The 15246-nt window shown below is 61.2% G+C and carries 15 protein-coding genes; 10 read left to right on the top strand and 5 right to left on the bottom strand.

Annotated elements, in window-relative coordinates; translation table 11 throughout:
• Positions 1 to 55: 55 nt before the first annotated feature.
• Both HX811_RS24115 and HX811_RS24110 read right to left on the bottom strand, forming a co-directional pair.
• Positions 56 to 463, bottom strand: coding sequence for a response regulator (locus HX811_RS24115; RefSeq protein WP_003212897.1), 408 nt, complete (start codon positions 461 to 463; stop codon positions 56 to 58).
• Between the two features lie 66 nt (positions 464 to 529).
• Positions 530 to 721, bottom strand: coding sequence for a Flp family type IVb pilin (locus HX811_RS24110; RefSeq protein ID WP_003212899.1), 192 nt, complete (start codon positions 719 to 721; stop codon positions 530 to 532).
• A 315-nt stretch (positions 722 to 1036) separates the two neighbouring features.
• Here HX811_RS24110 and cpaB point away from each other — a divergent pair, with 315 nt between their 5' ends.
• From cpaB to HX811_RS24070, 8 genes are read left to right on the top strand one after another with little or no spacing between them, the layout of a single operon-like run.
• Positions 1037 to 1972 (top strand): Flp pilus assembly protein CpaB, encoded by a 936-nt coding sequence (cpaB, locus tag HX811_RS24105; RefSeq protein WP_177047663.1) that lies wholly within the window; start codon positions 1037 to 1039, stop codon positions 1970 to 1972.
• A gap of 20 nt (positions 1973 to 1992) precedes the next feature.
• A complete protein-coding gene (locus HX811_RS24100; RefSeq protein WP_177047661.1) occupies positions 1993 to 3216 on the top strand; it encodes a type II and III secretion system protein family protein in 1224 nt (407 codons plus the stop codon).
• Positions 3213 to 4403: a pilus assembly protein gene (locus HX811_RS24095; RefSeq protein ID WP_177047659.1), complete on the top strand. Its 1191-nt coding sequence runs from the start codon at positions 3213 to 3215 to the stop codon at positions 4401 to 4403. Before HX811_RS24100 ends, HX811_RS24095 begins: the two co-directional genes overlap by 4 nt.
• A complete protein-coding gene (locus HX811_RS24090; RefSeq protein WP_008438997.1) occupies positions 4400 to 5671 on the top strand; it encodes a CpaF family protein in 1272 nt (423 codons plus the stop codon). The genes HX811_RS24095 and HX811_RS24090 overlap by 4 nt, the downstream gene beginning before the upstream one ends.
• A gap of 11 nt (positions 5672 to 5682) precedes the next feature.
• Positions 5683 to 6567, top strand: coding sequence for a type II secretion system F family protein (locus tag HX811_RS24085; protein ID WP_177047657.1), 885 nt, complete (start codon positions 5683 to 5685; stop codon positions 6565 to 6567).
• 1 nt (position 6568) lies between these two features.
• The gene (locus tag HX811_RS24080; protein ID WP_177047655.1) at positions 6569 to 7453 is read left to right on the top strand and encodes a type II secretion system F family protein; all 885 of its coding nucleotides are present in this window, start codon (positions 6569 to 6571) and stop codon (positions 7451 to 7453) included.
• Positions 7454 to 7464: 11 nt separating this feature from the next.
• Positions 7465 to 8187, top strand: coding sequence for a tetratricopeptide repeat protein (locus tag HX811_RS24075; protein WP_177047653.1), 723 nt, complete (start codon positions 7465 to 7467; stop codon positions 8185 to 8187).
• A gap of 22 nt (positions 8188 to 8209) precedes the next feature.
• Positions 8210 to 8482 (top strand): DUF3613 domain-containing protein, encoded by a 273-nt coding sequence (locus HX811_RS24070; RefSeq protein ID WP_177047652.1) that lies wholly within the window; start codon positions 8210 to 8212, stop codon positions 8480 to 8482.
• On the opposite strand, the gene HX811_RS24065 is transcribed toward HX811_RS24070, so the two are convergent.
• Positions 8479 to 9267 (bottom strand): response regulator transcription factor, encoded by a 789-nt coding sequence (locus tag HX811_RS24065; protein WP_177047650.1) that lies wholly within the window; start codon positions 9265 to 9267, stop codon positions 8479 to 8481. The genes HX811_RS24070 and HX811_RS24065 overlap by 4 nt on opposite strands.
• Positions 9268 to 9381: 114 nt before the next feature.
• Entirely contained in the window at positions 9382 to 9867 is a 486-nt protein-coding gene (locus HX811_RS24060; protein ID WP_003212917.1) for a prepilin peptidase, read from the bottom strand.
• A 71-nt stretch (positions 9868 to 9938) separates the two neighbouring features.
• Here HX811_RS24060 and HX811_RS24055 point away from each other — a divergent pair, with 71 nt between their 5' ends.
• Both HX811_RS24055 and HX811_RS24050 read left to right on the top strand, forming a co-directional pair.
• A complete protein-coding gene (locus HX811_RS24055) occupies positions 9939 to 10379 on the top strand; it encodes a TadE/TadG family type IV pilus assembly protein (RefSeq protein ID WP_003212919.1) in 441 nt (146 codons plus the stop codon).
• Positions 10376 to 13123 carry a PAS domain-containing sensor histidine kinase gene (locus HX811_RS24050; RefSeq protein ID WP_177047648.1) on the top strand — a complete coding sequence of 916 codons (2748 nt, stop codon included), beginning with the start codon at positions 10376 to 10378 and terminating at the stop codon, positions 13121 to 13123. Before HX811_RS24055 ends, HX811_RS24050 begins: the two co-directional genes overlap by 4 nt.
• On the opposite strand, the gene HX811_RS24045 is transcribed toward HX811_RS24050, so the two are convergent.
• On the bottom strand, positions 13120 to 15141 hold the full coding sequence (locus HX811_RS24045; protein WP_256344459.1) for a pilus assembly protein TadG-related protein: 2022 nt from the start codon (positions 15139 to 15141) through the stop codon (positions 13120 to 13122). The genes HX811_RS24050 and HX811_RS24045 overlap by 4 nt on opposite strands.
• Between the last annotated feature and the right edge of the window lie 105 nt (positions 15142 to 15246).

Here is a 15246-nt window from a genome sequence, read left to right as displayed (position 1 = left end):
CCGCGTTATCGTTGACGTTTTTCGCGAGCAAGCCCGCTCCCACACAAGCTCGCTCCTACATCAGCCTGATTTTGGGGATGGGGAAGAGGTTGTTGAGGGTATCGATCAAGCGCACCAGGTAGATCGGCTTGCGGAACAGGTCCAGCACCTGCAGGCGCAGCATGTCACTGACATCATCCATCTCGGCGTGGCCGGACATGACGATCACCGGCAAGTGCTGGCGAGCGGTGTGTTCACGCAAACGCTTGATCAAGGAAATACCACTTTCCTCGGGCATGCGCAGGTCGGTGATCACCAGGGCGATATCGGGGTGCAGGGTCAGCTCCTGCAAGGCGAAGGTGACCGAAGTCGCGGTAAAACAGACAAAGCCTTCATTCTCCAGCGACTCGGCCAGTTCAATGAGGGCGTCCTCTTCGTCATCCACCAAAAGGATTTGTTGCCGGGGAGCCGAAGAGGAGTTCATGTGGAAATGCCTGATACGCAATAGATCATTCAGCGGAACCTGCACGTGTTTGCGCGAGTACCTGGGTCAGGTATGAATGGCGGCTTGTATCGAAGTAAATACGTTGGTTACCGCCGTCCGGATGGGTGTAATAAAGGCAGCCAGCGCCACGGCAACCATCGCCGCAACCAGTGCGTACTCGATACCCGATGCGCCCTCTTTGGAATAGAAAAAAATCTGGACTTTGATGAAACCCATGCGAATAAGATCAAGGAACATAATGACTTCTCCTTTGCGCCCACGGCGCTGGTATCGCGGCATCACAAAAATGATTTCGGTGTGCCACTAGAGCATTGTCAACAAACCCCATACCAACAACTGTAAGAACTGATTAATCACAAAGTATTAGTCGGCAGGCTGACGCCAAAAATCCAACTTTCGCAGAGGTTTCTGGAGATATTTTTCGCTCGGTAATGGCGTTTTGTCTTAGCTGAACTACCTTCAAATAGCGAAATAGTTAGAAGCTTGAAGCGATCCGGATACGCAAGCATTTGTGGGAACAGCAGTGGATGCAGCAGGAAAGGGAGAGCCTTCATGAACAGTCGGATTAGCTTGATCCTCGCCGGGCTGCTGTTGGTAGGTGCACTGATTGCAGGCTACTGGGGCCTGGTACTCAGCCGCCCTGCCCCCGTCGCACCGCCCGTGCCCCAAACGCCTGAAGTCGTGCAACCCGTAGCCGAAGACCAGACCCGCCAACCCGTGGTGGTGCTGGCCCATGACGTCGCACCTTTTGTTGCGCTCACCGCCGCCGACCTGACCCTGGAAAAACTGCGCACGGTTCCCGCCGGCAGCCTCACCAGCCTCGACCAGGCCGTGGGCAAGATCCCGTGGCGGCCGCTGCCCGCCGGTACCTGGCTGACCGAGGAGAGCTTCAACTCCGGCGGCACCGTGGCGCGAATGATCCGCCCTAACGAACGCGCGCTTGCCGTCGCCGTGGATGAAGTGATCGGCGCCAGCGGGCAACTCTCCCCGGGGGACTATGTGGACGTCCTGCTCTTCCTGCGCCAGGAAGCCAGCAACCCGCAGCAGTCCGCACAAATCGTGGTGCCCGCCTTGCGCCTGCTGGGCGTCGGCGATCAATTGGGGCTGACCAACGACGGCAAGCCCGGCTCCGTGCCACCGACCACCCCCGACGAAAAACTCAAGGCGCAGCAGAGTCGCGCCAGCGCACGTACGGTACTCCTCGCCGTACCGGAGGAGCTCCTGAGCCGGCTGATGCTCGCAGCCCAGTCCGGCGTACTGCGCCTGGCTGTACGCAGTGCCGACGAACAACTGCTGAGCCAATACTGGGCCGGTGAAACGGAGTCCGCGATCCACCTGGAAAACACCCGGCGCGAGCTCTACCAGTTCAACCAGCTGGCCTTCAGCACAGCGCCCGTCAACGGCCTGAGTCCCGCTGGCAATGGTGCGCCAAGGCGTTCAGGCGTCGAAGTAATACGTGGCAATCAGGTTACCCAACAAACGCCCTGAAAGAGCTAAGGATGCCTTGAATGAGCAGTCGTTTCGTGTGGTCTTTTTCGCGAATTTTCTGGGCACTTCTCACCCTGAGCCTGCCTGTCGGCGTCGCACTGGCAGCACCCGGCAACTGCACGGGCCTGGGCCAGCTGCCGGCGGTGCTGGAGGTGGGTGAAGGCGCTCAACAGGCCATCCAGTCGCCGGTGCCGATTACGCGCCTGGCCATTGGCGATCCGAAAGTGGCCGATGTGCAGGTCAACGGCAACCAGGCGTTCCTGCTCACCGGCATCGCCTCGGGCACCACCAGCCTGATGGTCTGGACGGCCTGCTCCAGCAGCCCGCGCCAAAGCATGGTGTTCGTCAAGGGCAAGGCCACGTCGGCCCTGACCAGCCTGGCCCTGGCGCCGTCCGATGACCCGACGCTGCCGAGCCAGGTGCAAACCGACATCCGCTTTGTGGAAGTGAGCCGCACCAAACTCAAGGAGGCCAGCACCTCGATCTTTGGCCGGGGCGGCAACTTTCTCTTCGGCGCCCCGAACAATGTTGCCAACGCCGCGGCCACAGGATTCCGTGGGCTCCCGGTGAACAACGACACCTTCAACATTGGCTTTGGCGGCGGGCGTGTCTCGGCCATGATCAACGCCCTGGAAAGCAGCGGTTTTGCCTACACCCTGGCCCGGCCGAGCCTGGTGGCGCTCAGTGGACAAAGTGCGACCTTCCTCGCCGGTGGTGAAGTACCGATCCCGGTGCCCAGCAGCGGCAGCAACAGCATCTCCATCGAATACAAAGAGTTCGGTATTCGCCTGACCCTGACCCCGACCGTCATCGACCATGGGCGGATTTCCCTGAAGGTCGCGCCAGAGGTCAGTGAGCTGGACTACAGCAACGCGGTCAACATCCAGGGCATCTCCGTGCCGGCCCTGACCATCCGGCGCACCGACACCAGCATCTCCCTGGCCGACGGCGAAAGCTTCGTGATCAGCGGCCTGATCAGCACCAACAACAGCTCCAACGTGAGCAAATTCCCGGGGCTGGGCGACATCCCGGTCCTCGGTGCGTTCTTTCGCGACTCCAGCATCAATCGCCAGGAAAAAGAGCTGCTGATGATCGTCACCCCGCACCTCGTGCAGCCCTTGGCGGCCAACGCCCAACTGCCCTCGTTGCCTGGGGAAAAACTGCGCAATTACGACCCGAACTGGTACCGCCTGTACTTCCTCGAAAACGGCAATTTCGACCGTCGCAGTGGACTGTCCGAATGAGTGAGAGCCTGAGCCAGACCTTTTTGGCAATTACCCGCAACACCACGGATCTGGAATGGCTTCAGGGTGCGCTCGCGCCCCTGGGGCAAGTGGTCAGCGCCGGTGCCGGCAGCCTCGACGAACTGTTGGCACTGGTAGACGTGACGTTCGCCAACCTGGTGTTCATCGGCCTGGACCGGGAACACGTCACCACCCAGTGCGCCCTGATCGAAGGTGCCCTGGAAGCCAAGCCGATGCTTGCCATCGTGGCCTTGGGCGATGGCATGGACAACCAGCTTGTACTGAACGCGATGCGCGCCGGCGCACGGGATTTCGTGGCCTACGGCTCGCGCTCCAGTGAGGTTGCCGGCCTGGTTCGGCGCCTGAGCAAACGCTTGCCGGCGGTCACCCCGAATACCCATCTAGGCGGGCTGACCGTGCTCTACGGCACCCAAGGCAATGCCGACGGCGCGCTGATCGCCAGCCACCTGGCGCTGGTTGTGCAAAAAAGCGGGCAGCAAACGCTGTTGCTCGACCTGGGCCTGCCACTCGCTGACAGCCTCGCACTGCTGGGGCTGGAGAGTTCTTTTCATTTCGGCGACGCCCTGCGTCACTTGCGGCGCCTGGACTCAACCCTGATCAACAGCGCCTTCACCACGGCCGAAGCCGGTCTGCGCATCCTCGCCTACCACAACAACGACGAGCCCCTGGAACGTACCAGCGCGGCCGAGCTGTACATGTTGCTCAGCGCCCTGCGCCAGCACTTCCAGCACATCGTGGTGAACCTGACCGGCCAACCCGACAGCGAAGCCTTGCGCACCTTTGTCAGCCATTGCGACAAACTGCTGTGGTGCACCGACCAAAGCGTGCCGGACTGCCGCCGCAACCTGGCCGTACTCAACCTGTGGCGGGAAAAAGGCATGAAACTCGACCATGCCCGCCTGCTGGTAGACCGCTACCTCAAAGGGGCCGCCCCGGACTCGGATGCACTGGGCAAGAGCTTCGGGCTGGAGGTAATCGCCGTCCTGCCCTGGAGCCCGGAAGTGCGCCTGAGTGCCAAAAACCAGGCCCAGACCCTGTTCGCCCTGGCCCCACGGGAAGCCCTGACACAGACGTTGCGCGGCTTGGGCGAGCGCCTGGCAAAACGCTCCGAGGGCCTGGAAAAACCCTCCACCAATTGGCTCAACCGCCTTCTGAGGACCAAATGAACGGCGAGAAGCTGTTTGGCGTCGCCCCGCGCGGCAACGTCGGCAACACTGATCACGACGGCCTGAAGCTGGTGCTGCATCGCTACATCATCGATGCCATCGAGGATTCGGGAAAAAATCTGCTGGAAGGCACACGCCAGTCCCTGGCGCAGTTTGTGATCGACAAGGTGGCCGAATACATCACACGTATGCACCTGGCGATTTCCCGCTATGAGATGGAGCGTCTGGCCGAAGAGATCGTCGATGAGCTGACCGGTTTCGGCCCGCTGGAAGTGCTGCTGCGCGACCCGACCGTCACCGAGATCCTGGTCAACGGCCCGCACCGGGTATTCGTCGAACGCGATGGCCTGCTGCAACAAAGTGACTTGCGCTTCATTGACGACCACCATGTCGAGCGGGTCATGCAGCGCATCCTCGCGCCCCTGGGACGCCGGCTGGATGAGTCGTCGCCGATGGTCGATGCGCGCCTGCCCGATGGCAGCCGGGTCAATGCGATCATTCCGCCGATTGCCCTGGACGGGCCGTGCCTGTCGATTCGAAAGTTTCGCAAGGACATGCTTAAAAGCAGCGACCTGGTGGCCATGCAAACCATCGACCAGGCCATTTTCGACTTTTTCAAGGAAGCCGTCGGCAAGCGCTGCAACATCCTGATCAGCGGCGGTACCGGCACCGGTAAAACCACACTGCTGAACATTCTCAGCCAGTTGATCAACCCCCGCGAGCGCCTGGTCACCATCGAAGACGTGGCCGAGTTGCAACTGGGCCATCCCCACGTTGTGCGCCTGGAAACCCGCCCGCCCAATGCCGAGGGGCATGGGGAAGTGAAGGCCAGTGACTTGATCCGCAACGCCCTGCGGATGCGCCCCGACCGCATCATCCTCGGCGAGATCCGGGGCGTGGAGGTCATCGATGTGTTGACCGCCATGAACACCGGCCACGACGGCTCGATGAGTACCGTGCACGCCAACAACGCCCAGGACGCCTTGCTGCGCCTGGAAACCCTGGTGGGCCTGACCGGCCGGGTCGTCGCGGAAAAAACCCTGCGGCAAATGATCTGCGCGGCGCTGGATGTGGTGATCCAGCTGACGCGCCTGCCCGATGGCCGCCGCTGTGTCAGCGAAGTGGTGGAAGTGGTGGGCATCCGCGAAGACGTGTACGTCACCAACACCCTGTTTCGCCACGACAAGCGCACCGGCTTTGGCTTCCTGCGCGAAGCGGTCAACCCGGCCGGTGACAAGTTGCGTCACGAAGGTCACCTGCCGGTGTAGGAGGCAACCCGATGATCGGTCCGATTCTGCTCGCCCTGCTCGCCGTGGCCCTTCTGGTGCTGGGGATAGGCCTGATGCGCAACGGTTTGCGCAAGGCCCAGACCGACCGGGTATTGGAACGCCTGGCCGAAGGGCAACCCCAGGCCATGAAAGACAACGCGGTGACCACTAGCCTGGAACGCATGTTTATCCGTGCAGGCCTCGGCCGGCCAGCCGAGCGCCTCGGCCTGTGGCTGACCCTGTGGGCCTTTGGTGCCCTGCTGGGGGGGCTCGTGGGCCAGTGGATAGGCTTGTTTGTGATGGTGGCGGCACCGCCCTTGGCACTGCGCCTGTACATCGCCGTACGCTACCAGCGGCGGCTGCGCCGGATGATTGAACAACTCCCGCAATTGCTCGATCACGCCGTGCGCAGCCTGAAATCCGGACGCACCCTGGCGGACGCCATCCTGAGCGGCATCGATGCCAGTGACGATCCGTTGAAAAGGTCCATGGGCCGTATCAAGCGCAATGTGCAATTGGGTGTCAGCCTGCCGGAGGCCGCTCATGACTATGCCGAGTTTTATGAACAGGATGAATTGCGTCTGTTTGCCCTGGGCCTCAAGGTCAACCACCGCTACGGCGGCAACGCCAGTGAGCTGCTGGAAAACCTGATCAAGATGATTCGCGAGCGCGATCAGGGCGCACGGCAATTACGCGCCATGACCGGCGAAACCCGAGTGACCGCGCTGGTGCTGGCGGTGCTGCCGGTGAGTGTCGCGGGCTACTTCCTGATCATTAATCCGACGTACCTGATGGCCATGTGGGATGACCATAGCGGCCAACGCCTGATGCTCGGTGCGTTCGCCTTGCAAGTCATCGGATGCGTGGCGCTGTGGCGCATGTTGCGGAGTATCTGAGATGGCAATACTGATCAGTGCCGTATTGTTTCTTGCCGCATTATCACTGCTGCTGGCGAATATCCTGAGCAGTCGTCGTCAACAACGCGTGGTCGCCCAGCGGCTGCAGGGCGAGCCAGGCCGCAATGACAAAATGAGTGAGTGGTTGCACCAGTTGGGCAGCACCCGGATCGGCCAGCGCACCATCAGCCTCGATAACGAAACCCAAATCCTGCTCAACCGCATGGGCTGGAGAAAAGCCAGCCAACGCTCGATGTTCGCCGCTTGCCAGATCGGTTCACCGATAGTTTTGCTGGGGCTGACCGCGATGACACTGGAGCTGTTCTTTCCCGGCACTGAGCATGAGTGGGTGATCTCCCTGCTGGGCGTGATCATCGGATACCTGCTGCCCAAGCGAGTACTGGTTGCACTTGCCAAAAGACGCCAGGGGAAAATCTCCCGGGAAGTAGCGACCTTCATCCCCCTGGTGCGCATTCTGTTTGAGTCAGGCATGGCCGTGGAGCAAGCGCTGCGGGTCATGGCCTACGACGCGCAAAAGTTGCTGCCGGTACTGACCGCCGAACTGCGCCTGGTGCTGGCACGCGTCGATTCCGGGCTGGAGCTGGGGGAGGAATTGAACAAGGCCAGCCAGATGCTGGACGTCGATGAACTCAGCGACACGTGCCTGATCCTCCAGCAACTTCTGCATCAGGGCGGCGGGGCGATGAAGTCGCTGCAATCGCTCAAGCAACTGCTGGATGACCGGCGCCTGACCCGCCTGCAGGAATACATTTCCAAGATGTCCGCCAAAATGTCCGTGGTGATGATGCTGTTCCTGTTTCCCGCATTACTGATCGTATTGGCCGGCCCTGGCTTTATCGCCATCGCCAAAGCCTTCGTGCCTTGAGAGGACATGCAATGAAGACATTGATGGTCGCCTGCAGCCTGTTGTTGTTGAGCGGTTGCGCCAGTAACGGGCAACTGCCGTGGGCGGGTTTCAGCGCGCAGGGCAGTTGTGCCAAGCCCAACTCCGATCAGGAGTTATCGCTGAACCTGGCCGACGACATGGCCAACGAGGGCAAGCTGCACGCCAGCCTGGCCAACCTGCAAAACCTGCCGGACAACCTGCCCCAGGTGCGCCAGCGCCAGGCCAAGGTGTACCGCCTGCTGGGCCGCAGCGAAGCCGAACCGTTGTACCGCAGCCTGCTCGGCACCTGCATGGCTGCCGAAGGCGAGCACGGGCTCGGCCAACTGGCAGCGGCCAGGGGAGACAACGGCCAGGCCATGGCGCACTTGCAACGCGCGGCCAGGATGTCGCCCACCGACGAGAAAATCCGCAACGACCTGGGCGTGGTGTACCTCAATCAACGGCGCCTGGAAGATGCACGCTTCGAATTCCTGACGGCCATGGAGCTCAAGCAGAGCGATCAACTGGCGGCGATCAATCTGGTGACGCTGATGATCTACCAGGACAACTGGGAACAAGCCGCACGAGTGGCCAGCCGCATGGGCCTGAGCCCGGAACAAGTGACGCAAGCCCAGGCCCGGGCGCAGCAACTCAAGGCGCCCGTCTCAACGGCGACAGCGCCAAAAGATCAGGTCGCAACCGTAGGCGACGTGCTGCAAGCGCCGGTCAAATAGATCTCTGAAGGGAGTACACACGATGAAACTCACACTGCTCGCCACGCTGCTGTTCGCCAGCCTGCCGCTGACGGTGCTGGCTATTGAGCCGGGGCCTTCTTCGCCACAGCAAAAACAGACCGAAGGCTGGCTGCAACTGCAGGTCAGTGGCGAACGCGCATCTCCCATCCGGCAGAAGGCCACGCCCGCTGAACGCGACCTGGCCATGCAACGCCTGCTGGACAGTTACAAACACACTATTCCTGAGTACTACGACCAGAAACTGGGCGGCAACACCCCAAGCGGCAGCAACTAATGCGCAGTGACGCGCTGGCGCGCCGCAGAATTGTTCGGCGATAACGCCAGCGCCAACTGGGTTCGGTTGTGCATATGGGTCAGGCGCAGCACCTGGGACACGTAGAGTTTCACGGTGTTTTCAGTGATGCCCAGCTCACAGGCAATCTGGTAGTTGGTCTGGCCCTTGCCTACCAGCCTTGCAACATCCAGTTGGCGGGGCGACAACTGATTGAAGATCGCCGGTATTTCAACCCGGTCAGTGTCGCTTACTTCACCCTCGGCTTCAGTCGACGGGCCGGATTGCGGACTGCTGCGCACCTTGTCGAGGTCATGATAAAGGTCATCGATGGACGCCGAGAGAAACTGCAGCTTCTGGTTCAGGTGCCCCAGGTCGAGATCTTTCTGCCGGTCCTGCAGCGCGACCACCTGGCGTTGCAACCCTTCGAGCAGCTCGCCCAAATTGATCGGCTTCTGGTAGTAATCGGCAATCCCGGCGCGCAAGGCCTTGATCACGTCCTGCTTGTCTGCACGCCCGGTCAGCATGATGGCCTCAAAGACCCGTTGCTTGCCGGCCAGGTGTTGCAGGGCCTGGACCAGTTCGATGCCATCCATCTCGGGCATATGCAGATCGCACAGCACCAGGCCGATCTCGGCATCGTCGCGAAAACGCTCGATGGCTTCCTGGCTGGATGCGCAAGGGACGCAACGGTAACCGTTGCTTTCAAGAAATTCGCAAAGCTCTTCCACGATCAAAGGCTGATCGTCCACCACGAGCACTTTCACTTGAGAGGTAAGCTTGTTCACGCGCTACTCCATGCCTGGCAAGCAAAAGGACCGATGTATCCATTCCGACCATTTTTCCTATACAACTTACCCATAAACGTAGACGTACTTTCCTACTATGTACATAGCGATACCCTACGTGGCGACTAATGGGATCCAAAACCAGGACAGGCAAAAACCGATCAGTAAAAACGGCACGAACGGCTGCCTGGCCGAATGTGCCGGATCAAGGTACTGCAAGGTATTCCTAAGCCCTTGATTCATCAGCGGCCACACCCTGGGCGCCAGCAACAGCCAGGCTGCGCTCGCGAGGCCGGCGCCGATAAAAGTGCCCAGTACGTAGAGGTAGTCGGTTGCCAGCCCCAATGCCGCGATCAGCTTCACGTCACCGGCGCCCAGGCGGCCCAGCGCGTACCCCGGCAGGGTGAACAACAACGCCAGGACAAAGGCCACGCCGCCCTCGACAGCCGGCGCACCGAGCCAGGTCGTACCGCTCCAGAACAGGTAACCCAACGCCAGCAAGGCTGCGCCGAGGGTCAAACGGTTGGAGACCTGACGTAGACGGATATCTTGCACAGCGCACAGCGCGAGCCAAACGACCAGGACGAGGCTTTGAATCACGTAAAAAAAATCCCTTTTTGCTGAATGATTCTATGCTGATATCAGGTAGTAGTAGTCAGGGTAGACGAGTCATGAAAAAAGGCCTCGCTAAAAAGCAAAAAGGTGCCGCCGCGCTGGAGTTCGCGATGGTCTTCATGATTTTTTTTGCGATTTTTTATGGCCTGGTCAGCTACAGCTTGCCGTTATTGCTGATGCAGTCCTTTACCCAGGCCGCCGCCGAAGGCGTAAGACGTAGCGTCGCGCTGGACCCCGCCACGCCTGGCTACGTCACGGCACTGCCGCTGCAGGCCGTCAGTGCGGCGCAGGCACAACTGGCGTGGATCCCCTCCCAGTTCAAATTCCTTCCCGGGTACGTGACGGCCGTCTACAACTCGTCAGGCGTGTTGACGGTGTACATCAACTACCCGACGTCCAGCCTCCAAAGTGTGCTGCCGTTCCTGGTACTGCCAGGCATCGGTACCGTCCCCGCCCTGCCTCCCATGCTGTCTGCCCAGTCGAGCATGCAGTTTTGACCTCAGGCGATAAACTCTTCGGCCGCCTGCTCGGACGTGGCAACCAGCTGCCTGCTGACGCACCGGCAGCGATCCCGGCAACCGCCGCGTTGTTGTTCTACCTGGACGCCCAGGGCCGCGTAATGGATGTCCATGGCCCGCTTCGCCATCGACTCGAACACCCCGCTGCGCAACAGCAACAGGCACCCTCGCTGCTCGACTACCTCACTGCGGCGAGCCGCCTGGTGATCGAGGGCACGCCCAGCGACTGGCAGGGGCAAAGCCTGGACCTGGAGCTCAAGGGGCTCGCCGGGCAAACCCTGCATACCCGTGGCTGGGTTCAACCCGAAGGCAAGGGCTGGCTCCTGCAATTGCTGGACATTGGCGACCTGATTGCCCATCGCCAACTCACCCAGGTGCGCGAACACAATCAACGGGTGAGCGACCAGATCAGCGAGCAACTGCGGGTCTGCAGCCTGGTGCGCCTGCCCGAAGTACTGCAAGACACTCTGCAGGCTATTTCCCAGCACTGGCACATCCCCTGCGTCGCCATCGCCTTGCTGGATGAGCAGGGCCAGGCGTGGTGCATCGAGGGCTGTTACACCGCCCACGATGCGCCGGTACTCTGGAGCAACGGCCAAGCCCTGGGCTCCAGCCTCGACAGCCTGGGCGGCACGGCGCCAGTGAGCCTGGAGGTAAACCGTGGCCACAGCGAACACCCACGCCTGCAAGGCCTGTTCGGCAATACCGATGGCTTTCTGGTGCCCTACCGCGACGGCCTGGGCGTGGGCGCATGGCTGCTGTGCGGGGTGTATCACCGTCAGGAACACACCAGCGACCGTGACTGGTTGCAACTGACCGCCGCCCTCGCGGCACCGCTGCTCGGCCGCCTGCGCGAACTGCGCCATCAACAGCAACTGGAACGCCTCGACGCGCTGCAAGGATTGCTCGGCACCGGCTGGTGGGAGCTGTCCCCACACACTGAAGACCTCGAACTCGCCCCACCGCTGCTGCACACCCTGAGCCAAGGCGAGGCGATCACACAGCTGTCGCTACCCATGTGGCTCAAGCTGATTCACCCTGCCGACCGGGAAGAACTCGCCAGCCGCCTGCAAGACCTGAAGACCCTGGGCAAACCGCTGTCCACCAGCGTGCGCCTGCAACGTGCCGACGCGGCGCTTAACCCCATCTGGTATCGCGTGCAGGGGCAAGCGTTGGGCTCGGGTGAGCATCGCCGCCTGGTGGGCTTCATGCTCGACATCAGCGACATAAAAAACCAGGAGCAACAGGCCGCCGCCGCCCACGCACGCCTGGATAACCTGATCGCCAGTTCCCCGGCTGTGATCTATGTGCAGCGCTATGTCGAGGGCACGCTGCAACCGGTGTTCTTCAGCGACAGCTTGCTGCCGCTGCTTGGCCGCACCCTGGCCGACTTCACCCCGGCGACGCTGAACCAGTGGATCCACTCCGAAGACCGCGACCTCTACTTCGACCGTACCCGCCAACTGCTGCGCGAAGGCAGCGTGCGCAGTCGCTATCGAGTGCTCGACACACAGGGCAATTACCACTGGCTGCTGGATGAAGCCCGGCTGCTGCGCGACGACCTCGGGTTGCCCGTGGAAGCCGTGGGCCTGTGGCTGGATGTCACCGAGACGACCCTGGCGGCGCAACGGGTCAAGGAAAGCGAGGAGCGCTATCGAATCCTCGTGGAAGACTCCCCGGCCATGATCTGCCGCTACCTTCCGGACCTGACCCTGACCTTCGGCAACACGCCCCTGGCCAACTACATGGAATGTCTGCCTGGACAGCTGCCGGGCATGAACCTCAGCCAGTGGTTGTCCGAAGAACAACGCGAGGCATTTGTGCAGCGCATCCGGCAGTTGACCCCGGAGTTCCCCGTGAGCACCGCCGAAATCAGCCTGCAACTGCCGGGGCGCACACATGCCTGGTGGGTGTGGTCGGACCGGGGCGTGTTCGACGAACAGGGCCAGTTGCAGGAAGTGCAGGCCGTGGGCCGCGACAACACTGAAGTGCGCCGCTCCCAGCAGCAACTGACCCAAAGCGCCAAAATGGCCACCCTCGGCGAAATGGCCACCGGCCTGGCCCACGAGATCAACCAGCCGTTGAATGTGATGCGCATGGCCATCGTCAACGTGCTCAAGCGCTTGAGCAACGGTGATGCACAAATCGACTACCTGACGGAAAAACTCCAGCGTATCGACTCCCAGGTCCAGCGCGCAGCCCGCGTGGTAGACCACATGCGGGTGTTCGGCCGCCGCTCGGAAGTCGAACAGCAGCCCTTCAACCCGGCGCAAGCTGTGGAAGGCACCCTGTCGCTGCTCAGTGAAGGCATGCGCGGCAAAGGCGTGGACCTGCGCGTAACACAGCTAGACGTGACGGTGCAGGTCAAAGGCTATGTCGACCAGCTGGAGCAGGTGCTGATCAACCTGATGGTCAACGCCCGCGATGCCCTGCTGAGCAAACGCGAGCACGACCGCGACCTGCAACCGTGGATCTCGGTGCAGATCGAGCACGACAGCCGCCACGTGCGCATCTGGGTCGAGGACAACGGCGGCGGGATTGACCCGCGGCTGCTGGAGCGGATTTTCGAGCCGTTCTTCACCACCAAGCCGATTGGCGTGGGCACCGGCCTGGGGTTGTCGGTGAGCTACGGCATTGTCGAGAACATGGGCGGCCGGTTGAGCGTCGCCAACAGCGAGCATGGGGCGAAGTTCTGTGTGGAGTTGCCGGTGGTTGAAGCCTAATTCACCAGGGCCGCTTGCCCATGGGGCCGGCAACTGAGGTTGGCGCCCACTTCCACCGCGTTCAGGTTAACCCCAAGGTTCGACAACAGGCTGTTCACCACCGGGTCCAGAATAGGGCTGAGCACTCCGCCAATCACGGTGCCCAAGGTGCTGTTGAGCCCGTTGAGCACTGTGCCCGCCGTCGTCAATAACCCTCCCAGCAGATTGAACCCCGTTGGCTTGTAGACCTGGAACTGGATACCGCTCAACGCGTTACTGATCGCGCTGAGAAGGCTGGCTGTCGATGAGGCGTAGTACTGCGGCGGCAGGTTGATTTCCGGCGGTTGGGGGTACGTGTGGGAAGGCAAAGCACTCGTCGCAGCGCCCACCGAGCTATTGATGCTGAGGCCAATACCACCACCGTAAAACGGCTTGCGGGTCGCAGGGTCGCACGTCGTCGGGCCGAGCCCCAGCAAGGGCCTGAAACAGGTAATGGCCCCGATATCCACCACTGGTAAAGGCGGAATCGGATTGAGCACGGTGTTGCTGTTAAACGCGTTGATCAACTGCGGGCTCTGACCAATTTGTACGGTAACAATCGAGGCGTTGGTTTGGGTAGTCAGGGTCTTCGTCGCGTCGCTGACACAGGTAAACCCGGTGACATAGCTTTCCGCCGTACCCAGTTGAAGTACCACGTCTATTCTGGCAGCCGGTGGATTTGAGGAAGACGACAACACCTGCAAACTCGTCATCTGGCAATAGCCACCCAGCAGGCACAACACCGAATTGATTGTTCCGCCCAGGTTCAAGCTCAACAGGTTGTTCAATACGTCGGAAAGCGGTCCGACCAGGCCATTCAACGCGAGGTCCACCGCCGGAGAGCTCAGCACTGGCAGCCCCAGGGTCAGGCCCAGGCTTAGCTGGGCGGTTTTCACATAAATACGCGTCGCTGGAGTCTTGTCCTTGGCATAGGTAGGGTCACCGATCGCCGACAATTGTGGCGGCTGGATCACTTTCAACTGGACCCCGCCGTTAAGCAGGCCCGGGATATTCATGGGGATGGTAGCTACCGCGCCGTTCTTGGTGTTGGCCAGTTGTACAAAGGCTTCGGCCAGTTGAAATACGTTCAAACTGGTGTTCAGCCCCGCCGACACCGCCCCCGTTTGCAGCTGCAGCAGGCTGCCCAGGGTGACATCAAGGTTGCCGATTATCGCGTTGATACTGGTAAGACCGCTGACCGCCACGCTGGCTGTATTGCCTCCGGCACTGAGCACCGTAATGGCTGCGTCGACCAGTTGACTGATCTTGACCGTCTTGGTCAGCAGTTGATCGTAGGCTCCGGCCGTGACGCCCACGTTCAACGCCAGCTGGTTGAGGTAGCTGAGCAAGTTGATGTTGGTGTCTACCAGGCCCTGCCAGCCTGCCACGCTCAGGTTCAGTGAGCCGCCCAAAAGTTGGCCGAACAACAGGTTCAGTGCTGCTGATTTGCTCGAGTCCACGGTGACCAGGGTCGATTTGATCGTCAGTTGCGCCTGAGGCGGCAGGATCTTCGGCGCCGCCACCGCGACGGCAGACAACTGGGTGTTGAAGTTGTAGCCGCTACCGCTGAACAACGCCCAGACACCCCCGGCAACGCTGGTCATGATCGGGCGCGAGGCAGTCACCTGGATGGCATCGGTCTTGGTCGCGTCTGCGGAGAACACCCGCTGGTTGGTGGCGCCGGTGGTCAGCACGCCGCATTTCACTATCAGGGCGTTTGCTGGCGGGATGACATAACCGTTGCGCACTGCGCTGGCACGGGCATAGGTGGGCGCGGTATTGGTGGCGGGCAGGCAATCCCCCTTACGCTGCACTGCCTCCAGTGCCGCCATATCGGCAATCCCCTGCAACTGGCGTTTTTCCAGGTACAAACGGCTGCTATCGACCACCAGCAACATGAATACCAGCACCATGCCCAGGGTCAAGACCGCCACCAAGCCAACCGCACCGCGCTGCCTTGCAGGCCCGGCGTGGTGACCGGAACGAAGTCGAAGAGACATCGAGCACTCCTTTGCCGGCACACTGCCGAGCGCTTACTCTCCTGTGTTGCCTGGGAGTGTAGTCAAGAGCGGCGGGGGCTGCAGGCCAGTCGCCATAGAACGGCG

It is taken from the genome of Pseudomonas sp. F8002 (genome assembly GCF_013385495.1).
Classification (GTDB): Bacteria; Pseudomonadota; Gammaproteobacteria; order Pseudomonadales; family Pseudomonadaceae; genus Aquipseudomonas.
This window is presented reverse-complemented; position numbering and strand designations above follow the sequence as displayed.

What these genes read in the sequence shown, in the direction of transcription:
- HX811_RS24045 (WP_256344459.1), bottom strand. Translation starts at nt 15,141, where the DNA reads ATGTCTCTTCGACTTCGTTCCGGTCACCACGCCGGGCCTGCAAGGCAG.
- HX811_RS24115 (WP_003212897.1), bottom strand. Translation starts at nt 463, where the DNA reads ATGAACTCCTCTTCGGCTCCCCGGCAACAAATCCTTTTGGTGGATGAC.
- HX811_RS24100 (WP_177047661.1), top strand. Translation starts at nt 1,993, where the DNA reads ATGAGCAGTCGTTTCGTGTGGTCTTTTTCGCGAATTTTCTGGGCACTT.
- HX811_RS24085 (WP_177047657.1), top strand. Translation starts at nt 5,683, where the DNA reads ATGATCGGTCCGATTCTGCTCGCCCTGCTCGCCGTGGCCCTTCTGGTG.
- HX811_RS24055 (WP_003212919.1), top strand. Translation starts at nt 9,939, where the DNA reads ATGAAAAAAGGCCTCGCTAAAAAGCAAAAAGGTGCCGCCGCGCTGGAG.
- HX811_RS24075 (WP_177047653.1), top strand. Translation starts at nt 7,465, where the DNA reads ATGAAGACATTGATGGTCGCCTGCAGCCTGTTGTTGTTGAGCGGTTGC.
- HX811_RS24080 (WP_177047655.1), top strand. Translation starts at nt 6,569, where the DNA reads ATGGCAATACTGATCAGTGCCGTATTGTTTCTTGCCGCATTATCACTG.
- HX811_RS24070 (WP_177047652.1), top strand. Translation starts at nt 8,210, where the DNA reads ATGAAACTCACACTGCTCGCCACGCTGCTGTTCGCCAGCCTGCCGCTG.
- HX811_RS24110 (WP_003212899.1), bottom strand. Translation starts at nt 721, where the DNA reads ATGTTCCTTGATCTTATTCGCATGGGTTTCATCAAAGTCCAGATTTTT.
- cpaB (WP_177047663.1), top strand. Translation starts at nt 1,037, where the DNA reads ATGAACAGTCGGATTAGCTTGATCCTCGCCGGGCTGCTGTTGGTAGGT.
- HX811_RS24090 (WP_008438997.1), top strand. Translation starts at nt 4,400, where the DNA reads ATGAACGGCGAGAAGCTGTTTGGCGTCGCCCCGCGCGGCAACGTCGGC.
- HX811_RS24095 (WP_177047659.1), top strand. Translation starts at nt 3,213, where the DNA reads ATGAGTGAGAGCCTGAGCCAGACCTTTTTGGCAATTACCCGCAACACC.